Below are 23,761 nucleotides of genomic sequence, written 5' to 3'. Positions count from 1 at the left end.
TCATGGTCAGCACCTTCGGATCGCTCGCAACCGCCTACTCCGGGCTCTCCGCCGCCCGTGCCGGACTCGACGTCGTGGGTCAGAACATCGCGAACGCGGGGACGACCGGGTACACCCGGCAGCGGATCACCCAGACGTCCATCCCGCCGGTCGCCGCGACCGGGCTCCTCACCGGTACGGTCGCGACCGCCGGCCAGGGCGTCTCCGTCGACGGCATCGCCCGACTCGCGACCATGACGCTCGACACGCAGGTCCGTGCCTCCGCGTCCGCCTCCGGGTACGCGTCGGCTCGCTCGTCCGCACTGTCCGACCTCGAGACGTCGTTGAACGAACCCGGGGCGAACGGACTGTCCAGCCAGCTGGACACGATGTGGTCGGCCTGGTCGGACCTCCAGAACAATCCCGGGGACACCGCGTCCGGCGGCGTCGTGCTCAGCTCGGCCACGCAGGTGGCGAGCACGCTGCGGACCGGATCCCAGGCGATCGACGCGCAGTGGGCCTCCGCGCGGTCCGACGTCGGCGACGCGGTCGGGCAGCTCAACACCGCGGCGACCCAGGTCGCGGCGCTCAACGACCGCATCCGCACCACCGCCGCAGGGGGCGGCTCGACGAACGAGTTGATGGACCAACGCGACGTGCTCACCGAACAGATGGCGTCCCTGTCCGGCGCCACGGTGCGGGACAACGGCGACGGCACGGTCGACGTGGTCATCGGCGGGAACGCGATCGTCGACGGCACGTCCGCCCATGCCGTGGCCGTCACCGGCTCCGACACGCTGCGCGGCGCCGCCGCCTCCCCGGTGACCCTGTCGTGGGTCGGCGGGTCCGGCTCGGCCGTCACACTGGACGGCGGCAGCATCGCCGGCACGCTCAGCGTCCTCGCGCCCGCGAACGCCGACGGCACCGGGGGCGCCCTCGCCGAGGCCTCCGCGGGGTACGACCGTGTCGCGACCGCGCTCGCCACGCAGGTGAACGCCGTGCACGAGACCGGGTACACCCCCGCGGGTGCCACCGGCACGGACTTCTTCGCGATCGCGGCCGGTGTCCCGGCCGCGCAGGGCCTCACCGTCGTCCCGACCGACGCCGCCGGCATCGCCGTGCGGACCGCGGACGGCTCGTACAGCGGCAGCATCGCGGACACCATCGGCCAGATCGGCTCCGCCGCGGACGCCCCCGACCGGACCTGGTCGGACGTCGTCACCGGCATCGGCACGACGTCGAAGACGGCCGCGACCCAGACCACCCTCACCGGACTCGCCGCGACGAGCGCCAAGACGCAGCAGCAGTCCGGGGCCGGCGTCGACCTCGACGAGGAGAACGTGAACCTGCTCACCTACCAGCACGCCTACCAGGGGGCCGCGCGCGTGCTCACCGCGGTCGACCAGATGCTCGACACCCTCATCAACCACGTCGGCGTCGTCGGGATCAGCTGATCGTCATGCTCACTCGTGTCACGACCCAGATGTCCATGGCGGCGGCGCAACAGCGTCTCCAGACCGGTGCCGCGCGGCTCGCGCAGCTGCAGGACCAGGCGTCGAGCCTGAAGAACATCACCGTCCCGTCGGACGACCCCAGCGGTACCGGCAAGTCGATCACCGTGCGGAGCGCCCAGGCCCAGAACGCGCAGTACTCCCGCAACGCCGACGACGGCGCCGGGTGGCTGGCCACGACCGACTCCGCGCTCGCGAGCGTGTACTCGGTCATGAACAAGGTCCGTGACCTCACCGTGCAGGGATCCAACAGCGGCACCATGAACGACACCGACCGGAACGCGATCGTCACCGAGCTCCAGGGACTCAAGCAGGACCTGCTCCAGGACGCCAACACGCAGTACGGCGGTCGGACCGTCTTCGCCGGCAACACGGACGCGTCCGCCGCGTACGGCAGCGACTTCACCTACAACGGGTCGACCGACGGCACCGACGTCGGCGTGCAGCGCCGGATCGCGTCGGGGACGACCGTGCGCGTCGACACCGACGGCAGCGCCGTCTTCGGGACCGGGAGTGACTCGGTGTTCAGCCTCATCGACGACATCAGCAGCGACCTGCAGTCCGGTGCCGACGTCAGCGCGCGGATCAGTCAGGTCGACAGCCGCATCGCCGCCGTCCGTGGCGTCCAGGGCGACGTCGGCACACGACACTCCTCGGTCATCGCCGCGCAGTCGACGCTCGCGTCCCAGTCCACCGACCTCGAGGGACAGCGCTCCCAGATCGAGGACAAGGACGTCGCCAAGGCGATCCTCGACCTGCAGCTCCAGCAGACCAACTACCAGGCAGCCCTCGCCGTCACCGCGAAGACGCTGCAGCCGACCCTGATGGACTACCTCTCATGAACATCCCGCTGACGTTCACCGTCCCACCGTTCGGTCTCGAACCCCTGACGTCGTTCACCCTGCAGGAGGTCACCGGTGCCGAGGGGCTCTTCGCCCTCGCCGGGCACGGCACCACCGCTGCCGGCACCGAGGATCCACGCCTGTTCGTCCTCGACGCCGCCGTGCACCTGCCCGACTACGCGCCCGTCATCACCGAGGAGCAGACCGCGCTCCTCGACCTCCGCGACGCGGGCGAGGCGATGCTCCTCGTCGTCGCGAACCCCGCCGAGAGCGGCACGACGGTGAACCTGCTCGCGCCGGTCATCGTCAACGCCCGGACCGGCATCGGCGCGCAGCTCATCCTCGAGGGGCAGAACCACCCCCTCCGAGCGGTGCTCGCGCGCCGCTGACGCCGCCCCGCCGCTCCCGCTGGTTTCCCGACAGGTCAGCGGTCGTCCGACACGCACGACGTCGCCGAATACGCGTGCATCTGGTTCCCGCGCATACGACGACATCGCCGATGACGGACGACAGCGGGATCGTCGCCAGGTGACGCACCACTCGCTTCCGACGGTGACGACGCTCCTCCCCAGGTGATCCACCAGGAGGCCCGTCCCCAGTCCAGTGCTCCCGGTGCGTGGGCGCGCCCGGAGCTCCACGAGCATCACTGCATGCCGTCGACTCGTCACGCCCGCTCTGGTCGCGCCGCCGACGGCCGCCGGTGCCGCCACCGACCGGGAGGCCCACCTCGTCCCCGCCGGACCGGCAACCGCCGGGCGCGCACGGTCGATGCGGGCCCCGTTCACGGATCCCCGCAGCGCACGACCGGCGTCCACGCCGCCAGCACGCGTCCACGACGCCGACGCCGCCCGCGGGCCGAGCTGCCGACGCTCCCCCGCGCGGGCTTACCCCTCCGCCCCATCGCCGCCCCGACGCGCAGTCTGAAGCGGAAGAAGCGCGCAGGCAGGGCGGGCGGAACGCACCGGCCCCGGCACCCGCGAAACCGCCGAGCGTAGGGTGCACGAATGGCCAAACGAGGCACCCCGGGCGATCGAAACGCCATCGTCCCCCTTCCCGTCACGGTTCCGACCGACAACACCTCGGTCGAGGCGCAGACCGACGTACCCGGCCCGAGCGGCCTGGCGTCCACTCGCTGGTCGGCGACGCTCGACCGCGTGCTCAGCGTGCAACGCCCGGTGGTGGTCGCACACGTCGACCGGATCCGTCGGCGCCGCCCGGACGCCACACCGGCCGAGGTCATCGCGATCCTCGAGCGCCAGTACCTCACCGCGGTGTCGACGGGCGGCGCCGCGGTCGGAGCGAGCGCGGTGATCCCCGGGGTCGGGTTCGCGACGAGCCTCGGCCTCACGGGCGCGGAGACGGCGGCGTTCCTCGAGGCGAGCGCCCTGTTCGCCCAGTCGGTCACCGAGGTGCACGGCATCGCGGTGACCGACCCCGAACGAGCGCGGACGCTCGTGATGGCGATGATCCTCGGCGCGCCCGGAACCTCGCTCGTCAAGCAGCTCGCGGCCCAGGCCGGGGGTGGCCCGACGCGGACGGCGTTCTGGGGCGAACTCGTCACGTCGAGCCTGCCCCGCTCGGTCGTCAGCGGCATCGGCGGGCGGCTCCGTGACTCGTTCGTCAAGCGCTTCCTGGCGCGGCAGGGGGCGAGCGTGCTCGGCCGCGCGGTGCCGTTCGGGATCGGTGCGGTCATCGGCGGGGTCGGGAACCACGCGCTCGGCCGCAAGGTGATCGACGGCTCGCGGACGGCGTTCGGCCCGCCGCCGGCACACTTCCCGCTCCCGGTGTCGCCGCGCCCCGAGCGGGCTCGACGCGGGCGCGACGTCGCCCCGGGCGTCGAGGCCGGGACCTCGCGGCGCCGGCAGCGCGCCCTGCCCTGGCGTCGTCCGGCCGACACGGACGACCTCTGGGCCGACCCGGACACGGGCACGGACACGCCCGCGTCGTAGCGAGCGGGCCGGGCGCGTCACGGCCGCGCCGACGGTGGACTCAGCCCCGCCGGACCGGCGTCCGGACGACCTGTCCGGCGTGCGCGAAGCCCCCGCCGAACCCGAACAGCAGCGCGGGCACGCCCTCGGGCAGTTCCCCGGCCGCCCACGCCTTCGACAACCCGAGCGGCACGCTCGCGGCCGAGGTGTTCCCGGACTCCTGCACGTCGGTGATCACGAACTTCGTGTCGCCCCCGAGCGCCTTGGCGAGCGGCTCGATGATCCGGAGGTTCGCCTGGTGGAACGCGAGCACCTGGATCTCGTCCATCGTCATCCCGGCCTTCTCGACGACGCGGCGCGCGTGCCCCTCCGCCTCGGTGATCGCCCAGCGGTAGATCGAGCGGCCTTCCTGCGAGAACCGTTGCGGGTCCCCGTCGACGAGCACGGCCTCGAGCAGGTGCGGGACGCTCCCCCAGGACACCGGGCCGATCTCGGCGGTGTCGCTGCGTTGGACGACGGCGGCTCCGGCTGCGTCGCCGATGAGGACGCACGTCGACCGGTCGGTCCAGTCGACGAGACCGGAGATCTTCTCGGACGCGATCACGAGCGAGGTCGTGGCGCTGCCGAGCCGGATGGACTGGTCGGCGAGGGCGAGCGCGTACTCGAAGCCGGAGCATGCGGTGTTGATGTCGATGGGCGCCGGGCCGGCAGTGAGTCCGAGCGCGACGGCGACGCGTCCGGCCGTGTACGGCGCGCGGTCGGTGGCGGAGGTCGACGCGACGAACACCTGGTCGATCTCGGCGGGGTCGATGCCCGCATCGGCGATGGCGGCGCGGCCGGCCTCGATCGCCATGCTCGTGACGGTGTCGGTCTCGGACGCGATGTGCCGCGTGCGGATCCCGGTTCGGGTCCGGATCCACTCGTCGTTCGTGTCGACGATCGCCGCGAGGTCGTCGTTCGTCATGATCCGGGCGGGCTGGTGGTGCCCGAGGCCGATGATGCGGCTGCCGGGCGTGTTCGCGTCGTTCACCGGATCGACGCTAGTCGACGCGCGCCGGGCGACCGTGCAGTGCGCACGACAACGAACCCGACCCCGTCTTGGGGCCCTCGTGCACGTTCACGAGCGGGCGTCGCGCGTCGCCTTCGCGTTGGCCTTCTTGATCGCGTCGACGAGTTCGTCCTTGGTCATCGACGATCGCCCGCTGATGTCGAGCCGCTTCGCCACGTCCATGAGGTGCTGCTTGGACGCGTTCGCGTCGACGCCCTGCTGGGTCTCACCGTCGTCACGACTCCCGGCTGCACCGGAGTCGGACGGACCGTTCTCCGCCTTGCGCTCCCAGTGGTCGCCGATCTTCTCGTACTCGTGCTTGACGGCGGCGAACGCGGTCCGGTGGGCACGCTCCCCGGGGCCGTAGGTCTCGTTCGCCGAGTCGAGCGTCTTCGCGTAGATCTCCTGCGCGTGCTCATCCGAGCGCTGCAGGGTGCTCGGGATCTCGTCCTTCGCGGGCATGGTGACTCCTCTCGCTGGTCCAGTCGTACCCCACACGGCCGGGTGTCGGACGGGAGGCGCGGCACCGGCCCGGTGTCGCGCCTCCCGTCCGTCCCGTGGTCGCGGATCAGAGGATCGGCGTGCCGCCGGTGACGGCGATGCGGGCACCGGAGACGTAGCTGCCGTCGTCACTGGCCAGGAGCACGTACACCGGGGCGAGTTCCGCGGGCTGGCCGGCGCGACCGAGCGGCGCCTGCGACCCGAACGACTCGACCTGCTCCTCGGGCATCGTCGACGGGATGAGCGGCGTCCAGATCGGCCCGGGCGCGACGCTGTTCACGCGGATGCCGCGCGACCCGACGAGCTGCGCGAGCGCAGCCGAGAAGTTCGCGATGCCGGCCTTCGTCACGTCGTAGGGCAGGAGCGTCGGCACGGGGTTGTCCGAGTTGACCGAGCTCGTGCCGATGATCGACGCGCCCGACTCCATGTGCGGCAGGGCGGCCTTCGCGAGGTGGAAGTAGGCGCTGAGGTTCGTGGCGATGGTGTGGTCCCACTCCTCGTCGGGGATCTCCTCGAGCGTCTCGTGCGTCATCTGGAACGCGGCGTTGTTGACGAGTACGTCGAGCCCGCCGAACTCCTCGACCACCGTCGCGATCACGGAGCGGCAGTACGCCGGGTCGGACAGGTCACCGGGGAACAGGACGGCCTTCCGGCCGGCGTCCTCGATCCAGTGCTTCGTGTCCTGGGCGTCCTCCTCCTCGTCCGGGAGGTAGCTGATGAGCACGTCGGCACCCTCACGGGCGAACGCGATGGCCACGGCCTTGCCGATGCCGCTGTCGCCGCCCGTGATGACGGCACGCTTGCCGGTCATCTTGCCTGAGCCCTTGTACGACTGCTCGCCGTGGTCCGCCTTGGGGCCGAGCTCGGCTTCACTGCCGGGGGTGTCCTGCTGCTGCGGGGGCTGCTGCTGGTCGCTCATGTGGTCCTCTCCTGTCGTTGCTCCGTCGGCGTCCGTTGGCGATGCGTGGCGGACGCACGCACCCAGGCTGGTCCGCTGCTCCTGGACCCGCGCTCAGCGGGAGGCGTAGACCCGGAGGCATGGAATACACACACCTCGGACGCACCGGCCTGTCCGTCTCCCGCGCCGTGCTCGGCACCATGAACTTCGGACCACAGACGAGCGAAGAGGACTCGTTCGCGATCATGGACCGCGCCCACGACCTCGGCGTCAACTTCTTCGACACCGCCAACGTGTACGGCTGGCAGAAGGGCGAGGGCGTCACCGAGCAGATCGTCGGCCGCTGGTTCGCGCAGGGCGGCGGCCGCCGCGAACGCACGGTCATCGCGACCAAGCTGTACGGCGACATGGGCGACTGGCCGAACGAGTCGAAGCTCTCGGCCCTGGCGATCCGTCGTCAGCTCGACGACTCGCTCCGCCGGCTGCAGACGGACCACGTCGACCTGTACCAGTTCCACCACATCGACCGCGAGACGCCCTGGGAGGAGATCTGGCAGGCGATGGAGGTCGCCGTCCAGCAGGGCAAGGTCCTGTACGCCGGGTCGAGCAACTTCGCCGGGTGGCACATCGCCCAGGCGCAGGAGGCCGCCGCGCGCCGGAACTTCGTCGGCCTCGTCAGTGAGCAGTCGATCTACAACCTGCTCGTCCGCGACGTCGAGCGCGAGACCCTGCCCGCCGCGCGCGCGTACGGCCTCGGGATGATCCCCTGGTCGCCGCTCCAGGGCGGTCTCCTCGGTGGCGTCATCGAGAAGACCGAGGAGGGCTCGCGCCGGCTGGAGGGTCGCGCGAAGGAGGCCCTCGAGGCGAACCGACCCGCGATCGAGCAGTACGAGGCGTTCGCGAAGGAGATCGGCCACGCGCCGGGCGAGCTCGCGCTCGCGTGGCTGCTCCACCAGCCGGGCGTGACCGCGCCGATCACCGGCCCGCGGACGATGCAGCAGCTCGAGTCGGCGGTGGCATCCGTGGACATCCACCTCGACCAGGCGGCGCTCGACCGCCTCGACGAGATCTTCCCGGGGCACAAGACGTCCCCGGAGGACTACGCCTGGTGACGACGGACGCGCCGGTCACCCATCCGGTGGCAGGGAACTCGGAGAGGACGACGACATGGTGAACGACCGCGGCGGGATGAACGAGGGTGCCGCGAGCGTGGGTGCGAGCCTGCAGCACGAGGCATCCGAGTCGGGCGACCGGCACATGGACCAGCACCCGGAGCAGATGGGTCGCGCCGAGGACGGCTCGTCCGGCCTCGACCGGGAGGACCGGGGCGAGCAGGAGCAGAGCGCCCTGGCCGCGCTCGGCGACGACGCGCGCGGCGGCGACGCGATGGTCGGCGCGGCCGATGCGGCCGGCGACGCGTCCTCGGGCACCCAGCAGGACGACCAGGAGGCACCGGGCGGCGACCGCGCGGACGGCGCCGACGTTCCGTGATGCCCTGACCCCGGGACCCCGGACCCGGGACCCCGGACCCGGGACCCCGGACCCGGGACCCGGGACCCGGGACGATCGAGGTCGCACGAGATGCCGCTCTGACACACGACAGGGCGGCATCGTCCGCGATCTCGCGGTCCCCGGGCCGGGGGCCGGGACCCGAGGTCAGAGTCGGTCGACCTCGCGGTCGCTCAGCCCGAGCCAGCGCAGGTAGCCGCGGACGGACAGGAACCGCTCCTCCACGTGCTCGACGACCGCGACGGCCGTGGCGGCCTCCGATCGGGCGTTCCGGTCGAAGTGCTCGGCGTCGGCAGCCTCGGCGCGTTCGCGGGCGAAACGGTCCGCCAGCGCCGCCCCGGTCGCGGCGTAGTCCGCGCCGATGCGGTCGAGGTCCGCGCCCCAGAGCCGGGCGAGCAACGCGCTGACGACGCCGGTACGGTCCTTGCCCGCGGAGCAACAGACCAGCACGTCGCCCTCGGTCTCGGCCAGGGCGCGGAACACGAGGAGCATCGTCGCTCGGTGCCGCACGAGCCAGTCCACGTACTGGTCGCGGAGCTCGAGGGCGTCGGGGGCCGACTCCTCACCGGCCGCGGGGTCGAACAGCGGCACGTTCCGGTAGCCCGCGGCCGCGCGGAGCGGGTGCGCGAGCGCGGCGACCTCGTCGCCGCGGCGCAGGTCCACGACCGTCTCGAGCACGACGGGGTAGGCGGTGGCCGGCACGTCCTCGGTGTTCGAGCGGTAGACGGTGCGGGTCCGCCCCGCCTGGAACCCGGGTCCGCCGACCTCACGGAAGTTCGCGAGCGTGGGCGGTGTCGTCGTGGTCACCGCGTCAGTCTGCCACCGGACACGACGACGCCCCCGGCGCGGAGCCGGGGGCGTCGTGCGTGTCGCGTGGGTCAGCGGACGGAGACCGGGGTGCGGTCGGCCTCCTCGTAGAGCACGTAGCCCTCCTCGCCGTGGACGGCGGTGTCGATGCCGGCGACCTCGTCCTCGGCGCGGACGCGGAACCCGATGGTCTTCTCGACGATCCAGCCGATCACGAAGGCGAGGACGAACGAGTAGACGAGCACGACGCCGGCCGCGGTGGCCTGCTTGCCGAGCTGCACGAACGAGCCGGAGTAGATGAGGCCGGTGGTGTTCGCGAAGAACCCGAGCCACAGCGTGCCGACGATGCCGCCGACCAGGTGGACGCCGACGACGTCGAGTGAGTCGTCGAAACCGAGGCGGTACTTCCAGTCGATCGCGAAGCAGCAGATGATGCCCGAGACGAACCCGAGGACGACGCCCCAGCCGGGCGTCAGCGCGGCACAGGCGGGCGTGATCGCGACGAGACCGGTGACGGCGCCCGACGCCGCGCCGACCGAGGTGGCCTTGCCGTCGCGGATCTTCTCGATCATGAGCCAGCCGAGCACGGCGGCGGCGGGTGCGGCGAGCGTGTTGATCCACGCGAGCGAGGCGATGCCGTCCGCGGCGCCCTCGGACCCGGCGTTGAATCCGAACCAGCCGAACCAGAGGATGCCGGCGCCGAGCAGGACGAACGGGGGGTTGTGCGGCTTGTGGGCGCCCTTGGCGAACCCGACGCGGCGGCCGAGCACGATCGCGAGGGCGAGGCCCGCGGCACCGGCGTCGATGTGGACCGCCGTGCCACCGGCGAAGTCGATGACACCCCACGTGGCGAACATGCCGGACTTGAGGTTGAACACCCAGCTGGCGACCGGGAAGTAGACGAGGGTCACCCAGATGCCCGAGAAGATCATCCACGCGCCGAACTTGGCGCGGTCGGCGATGGCGCCGGAGATGAGCGCGACCGTGATGATCGCGAACGTGGCCTGGAACCCGACGAAGGCGAGGTCGGGGTACGTGGCGTGGAGCGTCGACGCCTGCGACTGCTCGAACGCCTGGCCGAGGCCGAGCTGGTTGAGGTCGATGCTGAAGAACCCGACCTTGCCGACGACGTGGGTGCCGGGGCCGGTGTTCGCGAACGAGATCGCGTAGCCGTACAGCACCCACAGGACGCTCACGAGACCGATCGCGCCGAAGGACATCATCATCATGCTGATGACGCTCTTCGCCTTGACCAGGCCGCCGTAGAAGAACGCGAGGCCCGGCGTCATGAACAACACCAGCGCCGCCATGATCAAGATGAAGGCCGTTTGACCTTGGTTGAGCATCTGTTCACCTCTCTGTTGCTGTGGACCGCGTCGGCGGCGCTGTCCGCGTCTGACGGGCCCGCCTCGGGTGGGACCAGTGTGGCGACGAGAGGTTTCACTCCGGAGCACGGCGTGTTTCACGGATGTAACACGACGCGCCGCCGTGTGAACGTTGTGTTTCGGCAGGCTGGCGCGGCGCTCGACAGCAGCCGAGGACCTCCCCCGAACAGGTGCCGACGCGCAGTCGACGCGCCGGAGCGGCGTTCAGGCGCGCGTCAGCGCGACCACGCGCGACGCGGCACGGAGGTACTTCTTGCGGTACCCACCCGAGAGCATGGACTCCGGGAACACCTGGTCGAGCGGAGTGCCGGACGCCACGAGCCGCACCTGGGCGTCGTACAGGCGGTCCACGAGCGCGACCCACCGGAGCGCGTCGGTCTGGTCGGTGAACGGCACGACGTCGACGAGGCCGGCCGCGTCGAGCCCCTCGACCATCGCGACGTACCGCGAGGGGTGCACCGTCCCGAGGTGCGCGACGAGGTCGGCGAACCGGTCCTCGGTGACGCGCGCCTGGCCTCCCGGCAGGGCGCGGAGGACAGCGGCGACGTCGTCGACGGTCGCGGCGGTCTCGTCGGTGGAGCGGCGGCGGAAGTCGAGCCCGTCGATGCGGAGCGTGGTGAACCGATCCGCCATCGCCTGGATCTCCCGGAGGAAGTCCTGCGCCGCGAACCGGCCCTCGCCCAGGGCCCCGGGCGGGGTGTTCGACGTCGCCGCGATGCGGGTGCCGCGCTCGGCGAGTTCGCGGATCAGTCGGGTCATCATCATGGTGTCGCCCGGGTCGTCGAGCTCGAACTCGTCGATGCACACGAGCGCCGTGCCCGTGAGCAGGTCCACGGTGCCCTGGAACCCGAGCGCACCGACGAGTGCCGTGTACTCGATGAACGTCCCGAACGTCCGGCGGCCGGTCTCCGCGTGGTACGCCGCCGCCAGCAGGTGGGTCTTGCCGACACCGAAGCCGCCGTCGAGGTACACGCCCGACGTCGTCGGGTCGGGTGCGGGACGCCGACGGCCGAACAGTCCGCGGCGGGCGGACACGGGCCGGTCGGCGACGAACCGCTCGACGGCGTCGCGGACCTCGGCCTGCGACGGGAAGTCGGGGTCGGGTCGGTACGAGGCGAACGACGCGTCGGCGAACTGCGGCGGCGGGACGAGCGCCGCGGCCATCTGCTCCGGCGTGACGACGGGGTCCCGGTCCGCCAGACGCGGCAGGGTCCCGACGGCGTCGTTCGGCATGCTGGGCGGACCTTCCGTCGAGGGATCGGGAACAGCGTCACCCGTCGTCACGTTGATCGACCACGGACGGTGCGGACGCGTAGCGTTGTCCGGGCGCCGCCCGTCGATGCTATCCGCGTCCGATGTCCACCCGCACGATCCGAACCGGCCCCGAGGGGCCCAGGAGGTACCCATGACCGCCCCGGTCGACCCGTCCGAGCAGTTCGCCGCGTACGCCCACCCCGAGCGACTCGTGTCGACCGCGTGGCTCGCCGAACGGCTGACGGCCGCGGAACCCGGTCAGCACGACCTCGTCGTCGTCGAGTCCGACGAGGACGTGCTCCTGTACGAGACCGGCCACATCCCCGGCAGCGTCAAGATCGACTGGCACACCGACCTGAACGACCCGGTGCAGCGCGACTACATCGACGGCGAGGCGTTCGCGCGCCTGGTCGGCGGCAAGGGGATCGCGCGCGACACGACGGTCGTCATCCACGGTGACAAGAACAACTGGTGGGCCGCGTACGCGTTGTGGGTCTTCACCCTCTTCGGGCACGAGGACGTCCGTCTGCTCGACGGCGGGCGGGCGAAGTGGGTGGCCGAGGGTCGCCCCCTGACGACGGACCGGACCGAGGTGACGCCGGTCGAGTACCCCGTGGTCGAGCGGCGGGACAGCGCCGTCCGCGCCTTCAAGGAGGACGTCCTCGCGCACCTCGGCGAGCCCCTGATCGACGTCCGGAGCCCCGCCGAGTACTCGGGTGAGCGCACCACGGCGCCGGACTACCCGGAGGAGGGCGCGCTGCGCGCCGGCCACATCCCGACCGCCACGAACATCCCGTGGGCGACCGCGGCGGCGCCGGACGGCACGTTCCGTCCTCGGGCCGAGCTGGACGCCGTGTACCGCGACGGTGCGGGCATCGGCGACGACGACGCCGTGATCGCCTACTGCCGCATCGGCGAGCGGTCGAGCCACACCTGGTTCGTGCTCACGCACCTGCTCGGGATCCAGGACGTCAAGAACTACGACGGCTCGTGGACCGAGTGGGGCAGCGCGGTGCGCGTGCCGATCGCGACGGGCAGCGAGCCGGGCGACATCCCGGCGGAACGGACCCGATGACCGACACGCTGCCCGCGTCGCTCGCCACGATCCGCGACGACTTCCTCGCGCTGGGGCTCCAGGACCGCCTGCAGCTGCTGCTCGAGTTCTCGGACGAACTCCCGGCGCTGCCGCAGGAGTACGCCGAGCACCCGGACCTGCTCGAGCGCGTCGAGGAGTGCCAGTCCCCCGTGTTCATCTTCGTCACGGTCGACGACGGCGTGGTCACGATGCACGCCACGGCTCCGCGCGAGGCCCCGACCACCCGCGGCTTCGCGTCGATCCTCGCGCAGGGACTCAGCGGACTGACCTCGGACGAGGTCCTGGCGGTGCCGGCGGACTACCCGCTGACGCTCGGACTCAGCGAGGCCGTGAGCCCGCTGCGGATCCGCGGCATGGTCGGCATGCTCGGCCGGGTGCAGCGGCAGGTCCGGGCGGCCGTCGCCGCGTAGGTCACGGTGCGTCCGAGGGAGACCGTGCCGGCGCCGAGACCGACCGTGAGGACACTCCTCGCGAGGCGCGCCGACGACGCCGTTCCGGTCATCGCACGCGTCCTCCCTGCCGAGCAGACCGACGGACGGCGTGCCGCCCCTCCCGGTCCCGGCTCCGGAGCCTAGTCTGCAGAGGTGTCCGATACCCCTGCACCGACCGCGGAACCCGAGGCGTTCGCGCGCCTGCGGACGTTCGTGGCCCAGGGCTCGACCCGGTCGGAGACGACCGTGACCGAGATCCCGTCGCCGAGCCGGGTGGCGCCGCACTCCCTCGCGCTGGCCGCCGACGTCTCGGGGATCGCCCACGGGGTCGACTCCGACCTCGGCACCGGTCGGTTCATCGCCATGTACGACCCGGCGGAGCCCGAGGGCTGGTACGGCCCGTTCCGCGTCGTCACGTTCGCCCAGGCGCCCCTCGAGCCCGAGATCGGGGTGGACGAGTTCGTCGCCGACGTCACGTGGAGCTGGCTCGTCGACGCCCTCGCGGCGCACGGTGCCGCCTACGACCACGCCTCCGGCACGGCGACCAAGATCATCTCGCGCGGCTACGGCGAGCTGAGCGCCCAGGGCGACGGCGCCCAGCTCGAGCTCCGTGCCTCGTGGAGCCCCACCGATGACGACCTCACGGCGCACGTGCGGGCCTGGGAGGACATCGTCGCGATGCTCGCCGGACTCCCACCGTCGTCGGACGGCGTCACCCTCCTCGCCCCGAGGCGGCTCGCCCGTGACTGACCAGCGCACGACGCCCGACGGAACGGACCCCGGCGTCGAGGACTCCCACGCGACCGTCCGCGTCATCGAGGACCTCGCGGCGTACCGGCAGGCCGTCGCGCACATCGCCGCCGGTCACGGTCCGGTCGCGGTCGACGCCGAGCGCGCGAGCGGCTACCGGTACTCCCAGCGCGCCTACCTGATCCAGGTCTACCGCCGCGGTGCCGGGGTGTTCCTGCTCGATCCGATCGCGATCAGGGCCGAGGACGCCGACGCGTTCGCCGCGCTCCAAGCGGTCATCGGGGACGAGGAGTGGGTGTTCCACGCCGCGAGCCAGGACCTGCCGTGCCTCCGCGAGGTCGGGCTCGTGCCGCGGCGCATCTTCGACACCGAGCTCGGAGCGCGGCTCGCGGGGCTCAGCCGCGTCGGCCTCGGCGCGGTCGTCGAGGAGCTCCTCGGGATCCACCTCGCCAAGGAGCACTCCGCCGCCGACTGGTCCACACGTCCGCTCCCCCAGGCGTGGCTCGTGTACGCGGCCCTCGACGTCGAGCTCCTCGTCGACCTCCGCGACGAGATGGCCGAGCGCCTCGAACGGTCCGGCAAGGCCTACATCGCCGAACAGGAGTTCGCGGCGGTCCTGACGCGCGTGCCGAAGCCCGCGCGCGCGGAGCCCTGGCGCCGACTCTCGGGGCTGCACACGCTCCGCGGACAGCGGTCCCTCGCGATCGCACGGGCGCTCTGGCAGGCGCGTGACGCCTACGCCCAGGCGGTGGACGTCGCGCCCGGGCGCACGATCCCGGACTCGGCGATCATCGCCGCCGCGGCCGCGAACCCGTCGTCGAAGCGCGAGCTGGGTGCCGTCAAGACGTTCTCCGGACGCGCGAGCCGCAGCGAACTCGACCGGTGGTGGGCCGCCGTCGAGGAGGGCCGGGCGACCACGGACCTCCCGTCGGTGCGTGGGACGGGTGAGCCGTCCCTCCCGCCGCCGCGTGCGTGGTCGGACCGCAATCCCGCGGCCGATCGCCGGTACAAGGCGGCGCGACCGGCGGTCGTGGCGCGCGCCGAGGAGCTCGCGCTCCCGGTCGAGAACCTGCTCACTCCGGACACCCTCCGGACGCTCGCGTGGGAGCCCCCCTCGCCCGTGACGCCCGAGACCGTCGCCGACGCCCTGGCCGCGCTCGACGCCCGCCCATGGCAGATCGAGGAGACCGCGGACCGCATCGCCGCCGCGTTTGTGGCAGCCGGACAGGCCGACGAGCCGGGCGGCGAGTCCGCCTCGTAGGAACCGGCCAACCGACTCGCTCCGGGGTCGCGCCCGGCATAGCGTCGGCGATGATCGAGGAAGATCAGGAGGCTCATGTGACCAAGGCATCAGACGTCGTCTTCGTGGACGGTGTCCGGACCCCGTTCGGACGCGCCGGCGAGAAGGGCGTGTTCTGGAACACCCGGGCGGACGACCTCGCGACGCACGCGATGCGTGGCCTGCTCGACCGGAACCCGTCGCTGGACGGCGCCGCCGTGGACGACGTCGCGGTCGCCGCGACGACGCAGCAGGGCGACCAGGGGCTGACGCTCGGCCGCACGGTCGGCATGCTCGCGGGCCTCCCGAAGTCGGTTCCCGGGTACGCGATCGACCGGATGTGCGCCGGCGCGATGACGAGCGTGACGACCCTGGCCGGGGCGATCGCGTTCGGCGCCGCCGACGTCGCGATCGCCGGCGGGGTCGAGCACATGGGTCGGCACCCGATGGGTTTCGGGGTCGACCCGAACCCCCGGTTCCTCGCGGAGCGCATGGTCGCGGGCGACGCACTCGTCATGGGCAACACCGCGGAACGACTGCACGACCGGTTCCCCGCGATCACGAAGGACCGCACCGACGCCTACGCCGTCCGCTCCCAGCAGCGGTACCAGGCGGCGTGGGAGGCCGGGAAGCTCCAGCCGGACCTCGTCCCCGTCGCGGTCGCGACCGGATCGGGCTGGGACGTCGTCGACCGCGACGAACCGCCGCGGCCCGGCACCACCCTGGAGGCCCTGGCCGCGCTGGGGACACCGTTCCGGCCCCACGGACGGGTCACCGCCGGCAACGCCGCCGGCCTCAACGACGGCGCCACCATGAGCCTCCTCGCCTCGGAGGACGGCGCGAAGCAGCACGGACTCCCGACGAAGATGCGCATGGTGTCGTTCGCGTTCGCCGGCGTCGACCCCGAGGTCATGGGCGTCGGACCCGTCCCGGCGACGGACAAGGCGCTCCGGAAGGCCGGGCTGTCGATCGACGACATCGGGCTGTTCGAGATCAACGAGGCGTTCGCCGTGCAGGTCCTGGCGTTCCTCGACAACTACGGCATCCCGGAGGACAGCGAGAAGGTGAACCCGTGGGGCGGGGCCATCGCGGTCGGCCACCCCCTCGCGTCGAGCGGTGTCCGGCTCATGACCCAGCTCGCCGCCCAGTTCGCCGAGCACCCCGAGGTCCGGTACGGGATCACGACGATGTGCATCGGACTCGGGCAGGGCGGCACGGTGGTCTGGGAGAACCCGGGTTTCTCGCGCAGCGCGGCACGGAAGGCGGCCTGACATGACCACGACCGGCACGAACGCCACCGCGGCACCGGACCAGGCCGTGCTCGACCGACTCGAGGCGCTCGCGGCCGACGAGGTCGTCACGAACGCCCACGTCAAGCACGTGGCGCTGCCCTCCGGAGGCCGTCTGGCGCTCATCACGCTCGACAACGGCAAGGACCACAAACGCCCCAACACGCTCGGCCCGCGGTCGCTCCGGGCGCTCGGCGAGGCGCTCGACCAGGTGCGCGCGGACGCCGCCGCCGGCACGATCCGCGCCGCGGCCATCACGGGCAAGCAGTACTGCCTCGCCGCCGGCGCCGACCTCTCCCAGGCCTCCCGCGTGCCGGACCGCGAGACCGCGCACGCGCTCGCCCGGCTCGGACACGACACCCTCCGGCGGCTCGGCGACCTCGGCGTGCCGTCGTTCGCCTTCGTCAACGGGATGGCCCTCGGCGGCGGACTCGAGGTCGCGCTGCACTGCACCTACCGCGTGTTCTCGTCCGCGGCGCAGGGCATCGGGCTGCCCGAGGTGTTCCTCGGGATCATCCCCGGCTGGGGCGGCGCGACGCTGCTCCCGCGGCTCATCGGGCCCGAGCGCGCGCTCCGCGTCATCGTGGAGAACCCGCTGAAGAACAACCGGCTCATGGACGGGCCCACCGCCGTCGAACTCGGCATCGGCGATGCGCTCGTGCCCTCGGCGATGTTCCTCACCGATGCGCTGCGCTGGGCCGACGGCGTGCTGTCCGGTCGGGTGACGGTGCAGCGCCCGAACGAGCCGGGCACCCTCGCCAAGGCCACCTGGGGCACGGTCGTCAAGGTCGCCCGAGGGCAGGTCACGGGCCGGATCGGCACCGTGCCGCGCTCGCCCCGGGTCGCTCTCGACCTCGTCGCCGCCGCCCGTTCCGGCAGCCTCGACGACCGGTTCGCGGCCGAGGACGACGCCCTCGCGGACCTCATCAGCGGCGACCAGTTCGCCGCGTCGATGTACGCGTTCGACCTCGTGCAGAAGCGGGCCAAGCGTCCGGTCGGCGCACCCGAGGCCGCTCCGCGGACGATCACGAAGGTCGGCGTGCTCGGTGCCGGACTCATGGCGTCGCAGTTCGCGCTGTTGTTCGCCCGCCGTCTCGGTGTGCCCGTGGTCATCACCGACCTCGACCAGGGCCGCGTCGATGCCGGGGTGGCCCGGATCCGCAGCGAGGTCGACGCGCTGCTCGGCAAGGGACGGATCTCGCCCGACGACGCCAACCGGATCGTGGGCCTCGTCTCCGGCACGGTGTCCCTCGAGCCGTTCGCTGACGCGGACTGGGTCATCGAGGCCGTGTTCGAGGAACTCGGCGTCAAACAGGACGTCCTCCGCCGGGTCGAGCAGATCGTCGCCCCGGACGCGATCCTCGCCACGAACACGTCGTCGCTCTCGGTCGAGGCCATGGCCGACGCGCTCGAGCACCCGGACCGCCTCGTCGGCTTCCACTTCTTCAACCCGGTCGCGGTCATGCCGCTCGTCGAGGTGGTCCGCGCACCGCGGACGTCGGACGAGGCCGTCTCGACCGCACTCGCCGTCGCGCGGACGCTGAAGAAGACCGCGATCATCACGGCGGACGCCCCCGGCTTCGTCGTGAACCGTGTGCTCGCCCGGGTCCTCGGCGAGGCGATGCGCGGCGTCGAGCAGGGCACCCCGTTCGAGGTCGTGGCCGAGGGCGCCGCACCGCTCGGCCTCCCGATGTCGCCGTTCGAGCTGCTCGAACTCGTCGGTCTGCCCGTCGGCGCCCACGTGCTCGACTCCCACCACCAGGCGTTCCCCGACCGCTACTGGCCGGGCGACGGGCTCCGGCGGCTCGCCGAGCACGGTGCCATCACGACGCGCGACAAGAAGGGCGCCGTGACCGGGTACGACCGGGCGGCGGTGGAACTCGTCGCGCCCGCGAAGAAGGACGCGACGCCGTCGTCCGCGGCCGAGATCCAGCGACGCTTCGAGGACGGCCTCGCGGACGAGCTCCACCGCATGCTCGACGAGGGCGTCGTCTCCGCCGTCGAGGACATCGACCTCGGGCTGATCCTCGGCGCCGGGTACCCGTTCCACTCGGGCGGCATCAGCCCGTACCTCGACCGGGTCGGCGCGTCCGAGCGGGTGTTCGGCGGCACGTTCCACGACCCGCGGATCGTGGGTCCGGCCTCCCGCTGAGCGCCGCTCCGGCCGCGTCGCACCGGGGTATCCCGTTCGGACACCGGGATGCCCCCGTGCGACCGGCACCCGGCGGTGCGACGGCGGTCGGGGACCCCGCCGCCGTCAGCGCTGCGCCGAGCCCGACGACGCGCGAGCGGGGGCGGGCTTCGCCTTCGGCAGCTTCGTGCCCACGACCTGGTCGATCACGTCCCGCGCGATCGCCTGTGCCGACAGTCCGACCTGCTCGAGGATCTGGGACCGCGACGCGTGGTCGATGAACGCGTCGGGCAGCCCGAGCTCGTTCACCGCGGTGTCGACCCCCGCCGCGCGGAGGTCCTGCCGCAGGCGCGTCCCGATGCCCCCGACGCGGACGCCGTCCTCGAGCGTGATGACGAGCCGGTGGTCGCGCGCGAGGTCGACGAGCGAGGTCGCGATGGGCACGACCCATCGCGGGTCGACCACCGTGGCGCCGATGCCCTGCGCTTCGAGGAGCGCGGCGACGTCGAGCGCGATCGGTGCCATCGCCCCGACCGCGACGATGAGGACGTCCTCGGCGTCCGACGAGTCCGAGGCCGACCGGAGCACGTCCACGCCGTCCGCGAGGCGGTGCACCGCGGGGATGTCCGGCCCGACCGCGCCCTTCGGGAACCGCACGACGGTCGGGGCGTCGTCGACGGCGACGGCCTCGCGGAACTCCTCGCGGAGGGTGCTGGCGTCACGGGGCGCAGCGATGCGGATGCCCGGGACGACCTGCAGGATCGCGAGGTCCCACATGCCGTGGTGGCTCGGCCCGTCCGGACCGGTGACGCCGGCGCGGTCGAGCACGAAGGTCACGCCGGCGCGGTGCAGGGCGACGTCCATGAGGACCTGGTCGAACGCGCGGTTCACGAACGTCGCGTAGAGCGCCACGACCGGGTGCAGTCCGCCGAACGCGAGCCCCGCTGCCGTGGTGACGGCGTGCTGCTCGGCGATCCCCACGTCGTACACGCGCTCCGGGTGCCGCTCCTGGAACCGGTGCAGTCCCGTCGGCCGGAGCATCGCCGCGGTGATCGCGACGATGCGCTCGTCGTCGTCGCCGGCCTGCGCGAGTGCCTCCGCGAACACGTCCGTCCAGGCGGGTCCGGCGCTCGCGCTCTCGAGCGACTCGCCCGTCTCGGGGTCGATGTGCCCGACGGCGTGGAACTGGTCGGCGACGTCACGGAGCGCGGGCTCGAAGCCGTGCCCCTTCTCGGTGATCGCGTGCACGATGACCGGCGTCCCGTAGTCCTTCGCCTGCCGGAACGCGGCTTCGAGCGCGCGCTCGTCGTGGCCGTCGACCGGTCCGATGTACTTGATGTCGAGGTTCGAGTACAGCGCCTCGTTGTTCGTGAACCGCGACAGGAACCCGTGCATGCCGCCCCGGAGTCCCCGGTACACGGCACGTCCGGGATGCCCGAAGTGGCTGGCGAAGCGTTGGGTGCGCTCGTACATCTCGCGGTACTCACGCCGCGTCCGCACCTGGTTGAGGAACCGCGCCATGCCGCCGATCGTCGGCGCGTAGGAGCGGCCGTTGTCGTTGACGACGATGACGAGACGGCGGTCGTTGTCGTCCGAGATGTTGTTGAGGGCCTCCCACGTCATGCCGCCGGTGAGCGCGCCGTCTCCGACCACGGCCACGACGGTGCGATCACTCTGCCCGGTGAGCTGGAACCCCCGCGAGATGCCGTCCGCCCACGACAGCGACGACGACGCGTGCGAGGACTCGACGATGTCGTGCTCGGACTCGGATCGCTGCGGGTACCCGGCGAGACCGCCCTGTGTCCGCAGGCCGCTGAAGTCCTGTCGCCCCGTGATGAGCTTGTGGACGTACGACTGGTGCCCGGTGTCGAACACCATGGGGTCGTGCGGCGAGTCGAACACCCGGTGCATGGCGAGGGTGAGTTCCACCACGCCGAGGTTCGGCCCGAGGTGCCCGCCCGTCTTCGCCACCTCGGCCACGAGGAACGTGCGGATCTCCGCTGCGAGCTCGACCATCTGGGTGTCGGACAGACGCTTCAGGTCGCGTGGCGACCGGATGCCGGACAACAGGCTCACGGACGCTCCTTTCGTGGGCGAACGCTCAGTGTATTCGCGCCACCGCAGAACGGTCTGGTTGCTGGCGGCGCGGGGCTCGTCGCGCAGATGGTGACCTGGACGGACGGGAGGGACGGTGCCAGTCGCACCCTCCCTCCCGTCCGTCCACCGGTCACCTAGACGAGCGAGCGGAGCACGTACTGCAGGATGCCGCCGTTGCGGTAGTAGTCGGCCTCGCCGGGGGTGTCGATGCGCACCACCGCGTCGAACTCGACGGGCTGGGCACCCGCGGGCGAGTGCTCACTCGGCGTCGCGGTGACGTGCACCGTGCGCGGGGTCGTCCCGTCGTTGAGCTGCTCGAGCCCCGAGATCGACACGACCTCGGTGCCGTCGAGTCCGAGCGAGTCCGCGGTCTCGCCCGCCGGGAACTGCAGCGGCACGACACCCATGCCGATGAGGTTCGAGCGGTGGATGCGCTCGAAGCTCTCCGCGATCACCGCACGGACGCCGAGCAGGTTCGTGCCCTTCGCCGCCCAGTCGCGGGAGGACCCGGAGCCGTACTCCTTGCCGCCGAGGATCACGAGCGGGACACCCTGCGCCTGGTAGTGCTGCGACGCGTCGTAGATGAACGCCTGTGCACCCTCCGGGGTCGTGAAGTCCCGCGTGTACCCGCCCTCGACGCCGTCCAGCAGCAGGTTCTTGAGGCGGATGTTCGCGAACGTCCCGCGGATCATCACCTCGTGGTTGCCGCGGCGCGACCCGTACGAGTTGAAGTCCTTCCGGTCCACCCCGTGCTCGGCCAGGTAGTGCCCGGCGGGGCTGTCCGCCTTGATGGACCCGGCGGGCGAGATGTGGTCGGTCGTGACGGAGTCGCCGAGCTTCGCGAGCACCCGGGCGCCGCTGATGTCCGACACCGGGGTGGTCTCGATCGTCAGGCCTTCGAAGTACGGGGGCTTCCGGACGTAGGTCGACTCGGCGTCCCACTCGAACGTGTCACCGGTCGGCGTCGGCAGGGACTTCCAGCGGTCGTCGCCCTCGAACACCGAGGCGTACTCGTGCGTGAACATCCCGGTGTCGATGGAGTGGTCGATGACCTCCTGCACCTCGGCCGCGTCGGGCCAGATGTCCTTGAGGTACACCGGCTCCCCCGACTGGTCGGTGCCGAGCGCGTCCGCGTCGAAGTCGAAGTGCATGGACCCGGCCAGCGCGTACGCGATCACGAGGGGCGGGGACGCCAGGTAGTTCATCTTGACGTCGGGGTTGATGCGCCCCTCGAAGTTCCGGTTGCCGGAGAGCACCGCGGTCACCGCGAGGTCGTTGTCCTGCACCGCCTGCGAGATCTCGTCGGGCAGCGGGCCGGAGTTGCCGATGCACGTGGTGCAGCCGTAGCCGACCGTGTAGAACCCGAGGTCCTCGAGGTACCCGGTGAGCCCGGCCTTCTCGTAGTAGTCCGTGACGACCTTCGACCCGGGCGCGAGCGTGGTCTTGACCCACGGCTTCGACTTCAGGCCCTTCTTCGCGGCGTTCCGGGCGAGGAGCCCGGCCGCGAGCATGACCGACGGGTTCGACGTGTTCGTGCACGACGTGATCGCGGCGATGGCGACCGCGCCGTGGTCGATCGTGAACGCGTCGCCGCCGTCGAGCGCCACCCGGACCGGCTTCGACGCCGTGTTCGGCGCGCTGGCGGCGTGGAGCGGGACCTCCGGCGGCTGGGCGTCCGCGTCGTCCTGGACGGCGTGCTCGTCGCCGGGCGCGGCGGCCACCGGGTCCGACGCGGGGAACGAGTCGGCGACGGCCTTGTCCTCTTCCGACGGCGTCATCGTGGCGTAGTTCGCCAGGTCGACCTCGAACTGGTCCTTGGCGACCGAGAGCTCGATGCGGTCCTGAGGGCGCTTCGGTCCGGAGATCGACGGCACGACCGTCGAGAGGTCGAGCTCGAGGTACTCGGAGTACGCCGGCTCCACCGAGGGGTCGTGCCAGAGGCCCTGCGCCTTCGAGTAGGCCTCGACGAGGGCGATCTGCGACTCCTCGCGCCCGGTGAGGCGCAGGTACTCGAGCGTGACGTCGTCGACCGGGAAGATCGCGGCGGTCGACCCGAACTCCGGGCTCATGTTGCCGATCGTCGCGCGGTTCGCGAGCGGCACCTGGGCGACGCCCTCGCCGTAGAACTCGACGAACTTGCCGACCACGCCGTGCTTCCGGAGCATCTGGGTGATCGTCAGGACGACGTCGGTCGCGGTGACGCCGGCCGGGATCGCACCGGACAGCTTGAACCCGACGACCTTCGGGATGAGCATCGACACCGGCTGACCGAGCATCGCCGCCTCGGCCTCGATGCCGCCGACGCCCCACCCGAGGACGCCGAGTCCGTTCACCATCGTGGTGTGCGAGTCGGTGCCGACGAGGGTGTCCGGGTAGGCCGTCAGCTCGCCGTCGATCTCGCGCGTGTAGGTGACACGGGCGAGGTACTCGATGTTCACCTGGTGGACGATGCCGGTGCCGGGCGGGACGACCTTGAAGTCCTCGAACGCGGTCTGCCCCCAGCGGAGGAACTGGTACCGCTCGCCGTTCCGCTCGTACTCGATGTCCGTGTTGACCTTCAGCGCGTCAGCACGCCCGAAGAGGTCGGCGATCACCGAGTGGTCGATGACGAGCTCGGCCGGTGCGAGGGGGTTGATCTTCGTCGGGTCCCCGCCGATCTCCGCCATCGCCTCACGCATGGTGGCGAGGTCGACGATGCACGGCACGCCGGTGAAGTCCTGCATCACCACGCGCGCGGGCGTGAACTGGATCTCGGTGTCGGGTTCCGCGGTCGGCACCCAGGAGCCGAGCGCGCGGATCTGCGCCTCGGTGACGTTCGCGCCGTCCTCGGTGCGGAGCAGGTTCTCGAGCAGGACCTTCAGGCTGTACGGGAGTCGCTCGTGCCCGGGCACGGTGTCGATGCGGTGGAACGCGTGGTCGACACCCCCGACCGTGAGGACGTCCTTCGAACCGAAGCTGTTCAACGCAGCCATCGTGCCGCCTCCAATGCTGGTCGGGTCCGCTCCGTCGCGGGCCCGAGATGTCTC

Annotated in this window: 20 protein-coding genes; 12 read left to right on the top strand and 8 right to left on the bottom strand. The window is 71.8% G+C overall.

The genetic code is table 11. From position 1 onward, the window contains the following. Positions 1-2 precede the first annotated feature (2 nt). The 4 genes from flgK (at position 3) to DEI82_RS07775 (ending at position 4,281) form a co-directional block, all read left to right on the top strand. Positions 3-1,433 (top strand): flagellar hook-associated protein FlgK, encoded by a 1,431-nt coding sequence (gene flgK / locus DEI82_RS07790; RefSeq protein WP_111036409.1) that lies wholly within the window; start codon positions 3-5, stop codon positions 1,431-1,433. Positions 1,434-1,438: 5 nt separating this feature from the next. Continuing rightward, positions 1,439-2,332, top strand: coding sequence for a flagellar hook-associated protein FlgL (gene flgL, locus DEI82_RS07785; protein ID WP_111036408.1), 894 nt, complete (start codon positions 1,439-1,441; stop codon positions 2,330-2,332). Continuing rightward, positions 2,329-2,721 carry a flagellar assembly protein FliW gene (locus DEI82_RS07780; RefSeq protein WP_111036407.1) on the top strand — a complete coding sequence of 131 codons (393 nt, stop codon included), beginning with the start codon at positions 2,329-2,331 and terminating at the stop codon, positions 2,719-2,721. The genes flgL and DEI82_RS07780 overlap by 4 nt, the downstream gene beginning before the upstream one ends. Before the next feature lie 615 nt (positions 2,722-3,336). Further along, positions 3,337-4,281: a hypothetical protein gene (locus tag DEI82_RS07775; protein WP_181434639.1), complete on the top strand. Its 945-nt coding sequence runs from the start codon at positions 3,337-3,339 to the stop codon at positions 4,279-4,281. A 40-nt stretch (positions 4,282-4,321) separates the two neighbouring features. Here the strand turns inward: DEI82_RS07775 and DEI82_RS07770 are convergent, their stop codons facing one another. From DEI82_RS07770 to DEI82_RS07760, 3 genes are all read right to left on the bottom strand, one after another. Next, entirely contained in the window at positions 4,322-5,290 is a 969-nt protein-coding gene (locus tag DEI82_RS07770; protein WP_111036406.1) for a beta-ketoacyl-ACP synthase 3, read from the bottom strand. Between the two features lie 87 nt (positions 5,291-5,377). Beyond that, entirely contained in the window at positions 5,378-5,770 is a 393-nt protein-coding gene (locus tag DEI82_RS07765) for a ChaB family protein (protein WP_111036405.1), read from the bottom strand. A gap of 106 nt (positions 5,771-5,876) precedes the next feature. Further along, on the bottom strand, positions 5,877-6,728 hold the full coding sequence (locus DEI82_RS07760; RefSeq protein ID WP_111036404.1) for an SDR family oxidoreductase: 852 nt from the start codon (positions 6,726-6,728) through the stop codon (positions 5,877-5,879). 119 nt (positions 6,729-6,847) lie between these two features. Here DEI82_RS07760 and DEI82_RS07755 point away from each other — a divergent pair, with 119 nt between their 5' ends. Continuing rightward, on the top strand, positions 6,848-7,819 hold the full coding sequence (locus tag DEI82_RS07755; RefSeq protein WP_111012491.1) for an aldo/keto reductase: 972 nt from the start codon (positions 6,848-6,850) through the stop codon (positions 7,817-7,819). A 55-nt stretch (positions 7,820-7,874) separates the two neighbouring features. After that, positions 7,875-8,198 carry a hypothetical protein gene (locus DEI82_RS07750; protein WP_111008817.1) on the top strand — a complete coding sequence of 108 codons (324 nt, stop codon included), beginning with the start codon at positions 7,875-7,877 and terminating at the stop codon, positions 8,196-8,198. 165 nt (positions 8,199-8,363) lie between these two features. Here DEI82_RS07750 and DEI82_RS07745 read toward each other — a convergent pair whose 3' ends face one another. From DEI82_RS07745 to zapE, 3 genes are all read right to left on the bottom strand, one after another. Continuing rightward, positions 8,364-9,023: a tyrosine-protein phosphatase gene (locus tag DEI82_RS07745; RefSeq protein WP_181434640.1), complete on the bottom strand. Its 660-nt coding sequence runs from the start codon at positions 9,021-9,023 to the stop codon at positions 8,364-8,366. A gap of 71 nt (positions 9,024-9,094) precedes the next feature. Continuing rightward, positions 9,095-10,369 carry an ammonium transporter gene (locus tag DEI82_RS07740; protein ID WP_111012494.1) on the bottom strand — a complete coding sequence of 425 codons (1,275 nt, stop codon included), beginning with the start codon at positions 10,367-10,369 and terminating at the stop codon, positions 9,095-9,097. Between the two features lie 243 nt (positions 10,370-10,612). Continuing rightward, a complete protein-coding gene (zapE, locus tag DEI82_RS07735) occupies positions 10,613-11,641 on the bottom strand; it encodes a cell division protein ZapE (protein ID WP_111036403.1) in 1,029 nt (342 codons plus the stop codon). 172 nt (positions 11,642-11,813) lie between these two features. On the opposite strand from zapE, the gene DEI82_RS07730 reads away from it, so the two are divergent. The 6 genes from DEI82_RS07730 (at position 11,814) to DEI82_RS07705 (ending at position 18,659) form a co-directional block, all read left to right on the top strand. After that, on the top strand, positions 11,814-12,737 hold the full coding sequence (locus DEI82_RS07730) for a sulfurtransferase (RefSeq protein ID WP_111036402.1): 924 nt from the start codon (positions 11,814-11,816) through the stop codon (positions 12,735-12,737). After that, positions 12,734-13,168 carry a SufE family protein gene (locus DEI82_RS07725; RefSeq protein ID WP_111008812.1) on the top strand — a complete coding sequence of 145 codons (435 nt, stop codon included), beginning with the start codon at positions 12,734-12,736 and terminating at the stop codon, positions 13,166-13,168. The genes DEI82_RS07730 and DEI82_RS07725 overlap by 4 nt, the downstream gene beginning before the upstream one ends. Before the next feature lie 174 nt (positions 13,169-13,342). Then, positions 13,343-13,939, top strand: coding sequence for a DUF3000 domain-containing protein (locus DEI82_RS07720; RefSeq protein ID WP_146242859.1), 597 nt, complete (start codon positions 13,343-13,345; stop codon positions 13,937-13,939). Further along, positions 13,932-15,200, top strand: a complete 1,269-nt coding sequence (locus DEI82_RS07715; RefSeq protein WP_375334615.1) for an HRDC domain-containing protein — start codon at positions 13,932-13,934, stop codon at positions 15,198-15,200. Before DEI82_RS07720 ends, DEI82_RS07715 begins: the two co-directional genes overlap by 8 nt. 77 nt (positions 15,201-15,277) lie before the next feature. Further along, positions 15,278-16,489, top strand: coding sequence for a thiolase family protein (locus tag DEI82_RS07710; protein ID WP_111008810.1), 1,212 nt, complete (start codon positions 15,278-15,280; stop codon positions 16,487-16,489). A 1-nt stretch (position 16,490) separates the two neighbouring features. Further along, positions 16,491-18,659 (top strand): 3-hydroxyacyl-CoA dehydrogenase NAD-binding domain-containing protein, encoded by a 2,169-nt coding sequence (locus DEI82_RS07705; protein ID WP_111012497.1) that lies wholly within the window; start codon positions 16,491-16,493, stop codon positions 18,657-18,659. 105 nt (positions 18,660-18,764) lie between these two features. On the opposite strand, the gene dxs is transcribed toward DEI82_RS07705, so the two are convergent. Continuing rightward, a complete protein-coding gene (dxs, locus tag DEI82_RS07700; RefSeq protein ID WP_111036400.1) occupies positions 18,765-20,714 on the bottom strand; it encodes a 1-deoxy-D-xylulose-5-phosphate synthase in 1,950 nt (649 codons plus the stop codon). 155 nt (positions 20,715-20,869) lie between these two features. Then, the gene (locus DEI82_RS07695) at positions 20,870-23,707 is read right to left on the bottom strand and encodes an aconitate hydratase (RefSeq protein WP_111036399.1); all 2,838 of its coding nucleotides are present in this window, start codon (positions 23,705-23,707) and stop codon (positions 20,870-20,872) included. Positions 23,708-23,761 lie beyond the last annotated feature (54 nt).

Source organism: Curtobacterium sp. MCBD17_019, from assembly GCF_003234555.1.
Taxonomy (GTDB): domain Bacteria; phylum Actinomycetota; class Actinomycetes; order Actinomycetales; family Microbacteriaceae; genus Curtobacterium.
The sequence above is the reverse complement of the archived record's forward strand: the minus strand, read 5'-3'. Positions and strand labels throughout refer to the sequence as shown.

What these genes read in the sequence shown, in the direction of transcription:
- flgK (WP_111036409.1), top strand. Translation starts at nt 3, where the DNA reads ATGGTCAGCACCTTCGGATCGCTCGCAACCGCCTACTCCGGGCTCTCC.
- flgL (WP_111036408.1), top strand. Translation starts at nt 1,439, where the DNA reads ATGCTCACTCGTGTCACGACCCAGATGTCCATGGCGGCGGCGCAACAG.
- DEI82_RS07780 (WP_111036407.1), top strand. Translation starts at nt 2,329, where the DNA reads ATGAACATCCCGCTGACGTTCACCGTCCCACCGTTCGGTCTCGAACCC.
- DEI82_RS07775 (WP_181434639.1), top strand. Translation starts at nt 3,337, where the DNA reads ATGGCCAAACGAGGCACCCCGGGCGATCGAAACGCCATCGTCCCCCTT.
- DEI82_RS07765 (WP_111036405.1), bottom strand. Translation starts at nt 5,770, where the DNA reads ATGCCCGCGAAGGACGAGATCCCGAGCACCCTGCAGCGCTCGGATGAG.
- DEI82_RS07760 (WP_111036404.1), bottom strand. Translation starts at nt 6,728, where the DNA reads ATGAGCGACCAGCAGCAGCCCCCGCAGCAGCAGGACACCCCCGGCAGT.
- DEI82_RS07755 (WP_111012491.1), top strand. Translation starts at nt 6,848, where the DNA reads ATGGAATACACACACCTCGGACGCACCGGCCTGTCCGTCTCCCGCGCC.
- DEI82_RS07750 (WP_111008817.1), top strand. Translation starts at nt 7,875, where the DNA reads ATGGTGAACGACCGCGGCGGGATGAACGAGGGTGCCGCGAGCGTGGGT.
- DEI82_RS07740 (WP_111012494.1), bottom strand. Translation starts at nt 10,369, where the DNA reads ATGCTCAACCAAGGTCAAACGGCCTTCATCTTGATCATGGCGGCGCTG.
- zapE (WP_111036403.1), bottom strand. Translation starts at nt 11,641, where the DNA reads ATGCCGAACGACGCCGTCGGGACCCTGCCGCGTCTGGCGGACCGGGAC.
- DEI82_RS07730 (WP_111036402.1), top strand. Translation starts at nt 11,814, where the DNA reads ATGACCGCCCCGGTCGACCCGTCCGAGCAGTTCGCCGCGTACGCCCAC.
- DEI82_RS07725 (WP_111008812.1), top strand. Translation starts at nt 12,734, where the DNA reads ATGACCGACACGCTGCCCGCGTCGCTCGCCACGATCCGCGACGACTTC.
- DEI82_RS07705 (WP_111012497.1), top strand. Translation starts at nt 16,491, where the DNA reads ATGACCACGACCGGCACGAACGCCACCGCGGCACCGGACCAGGCCGTG.
- DEI82_RS07695 (WP_111036399.1), bottom strand. Translation starts at nt 23,707, where the DNA reads ATGGCTGCGTTGAACAGCTTCGGTTCGAAGGACGTCCTCACGGTCGGG.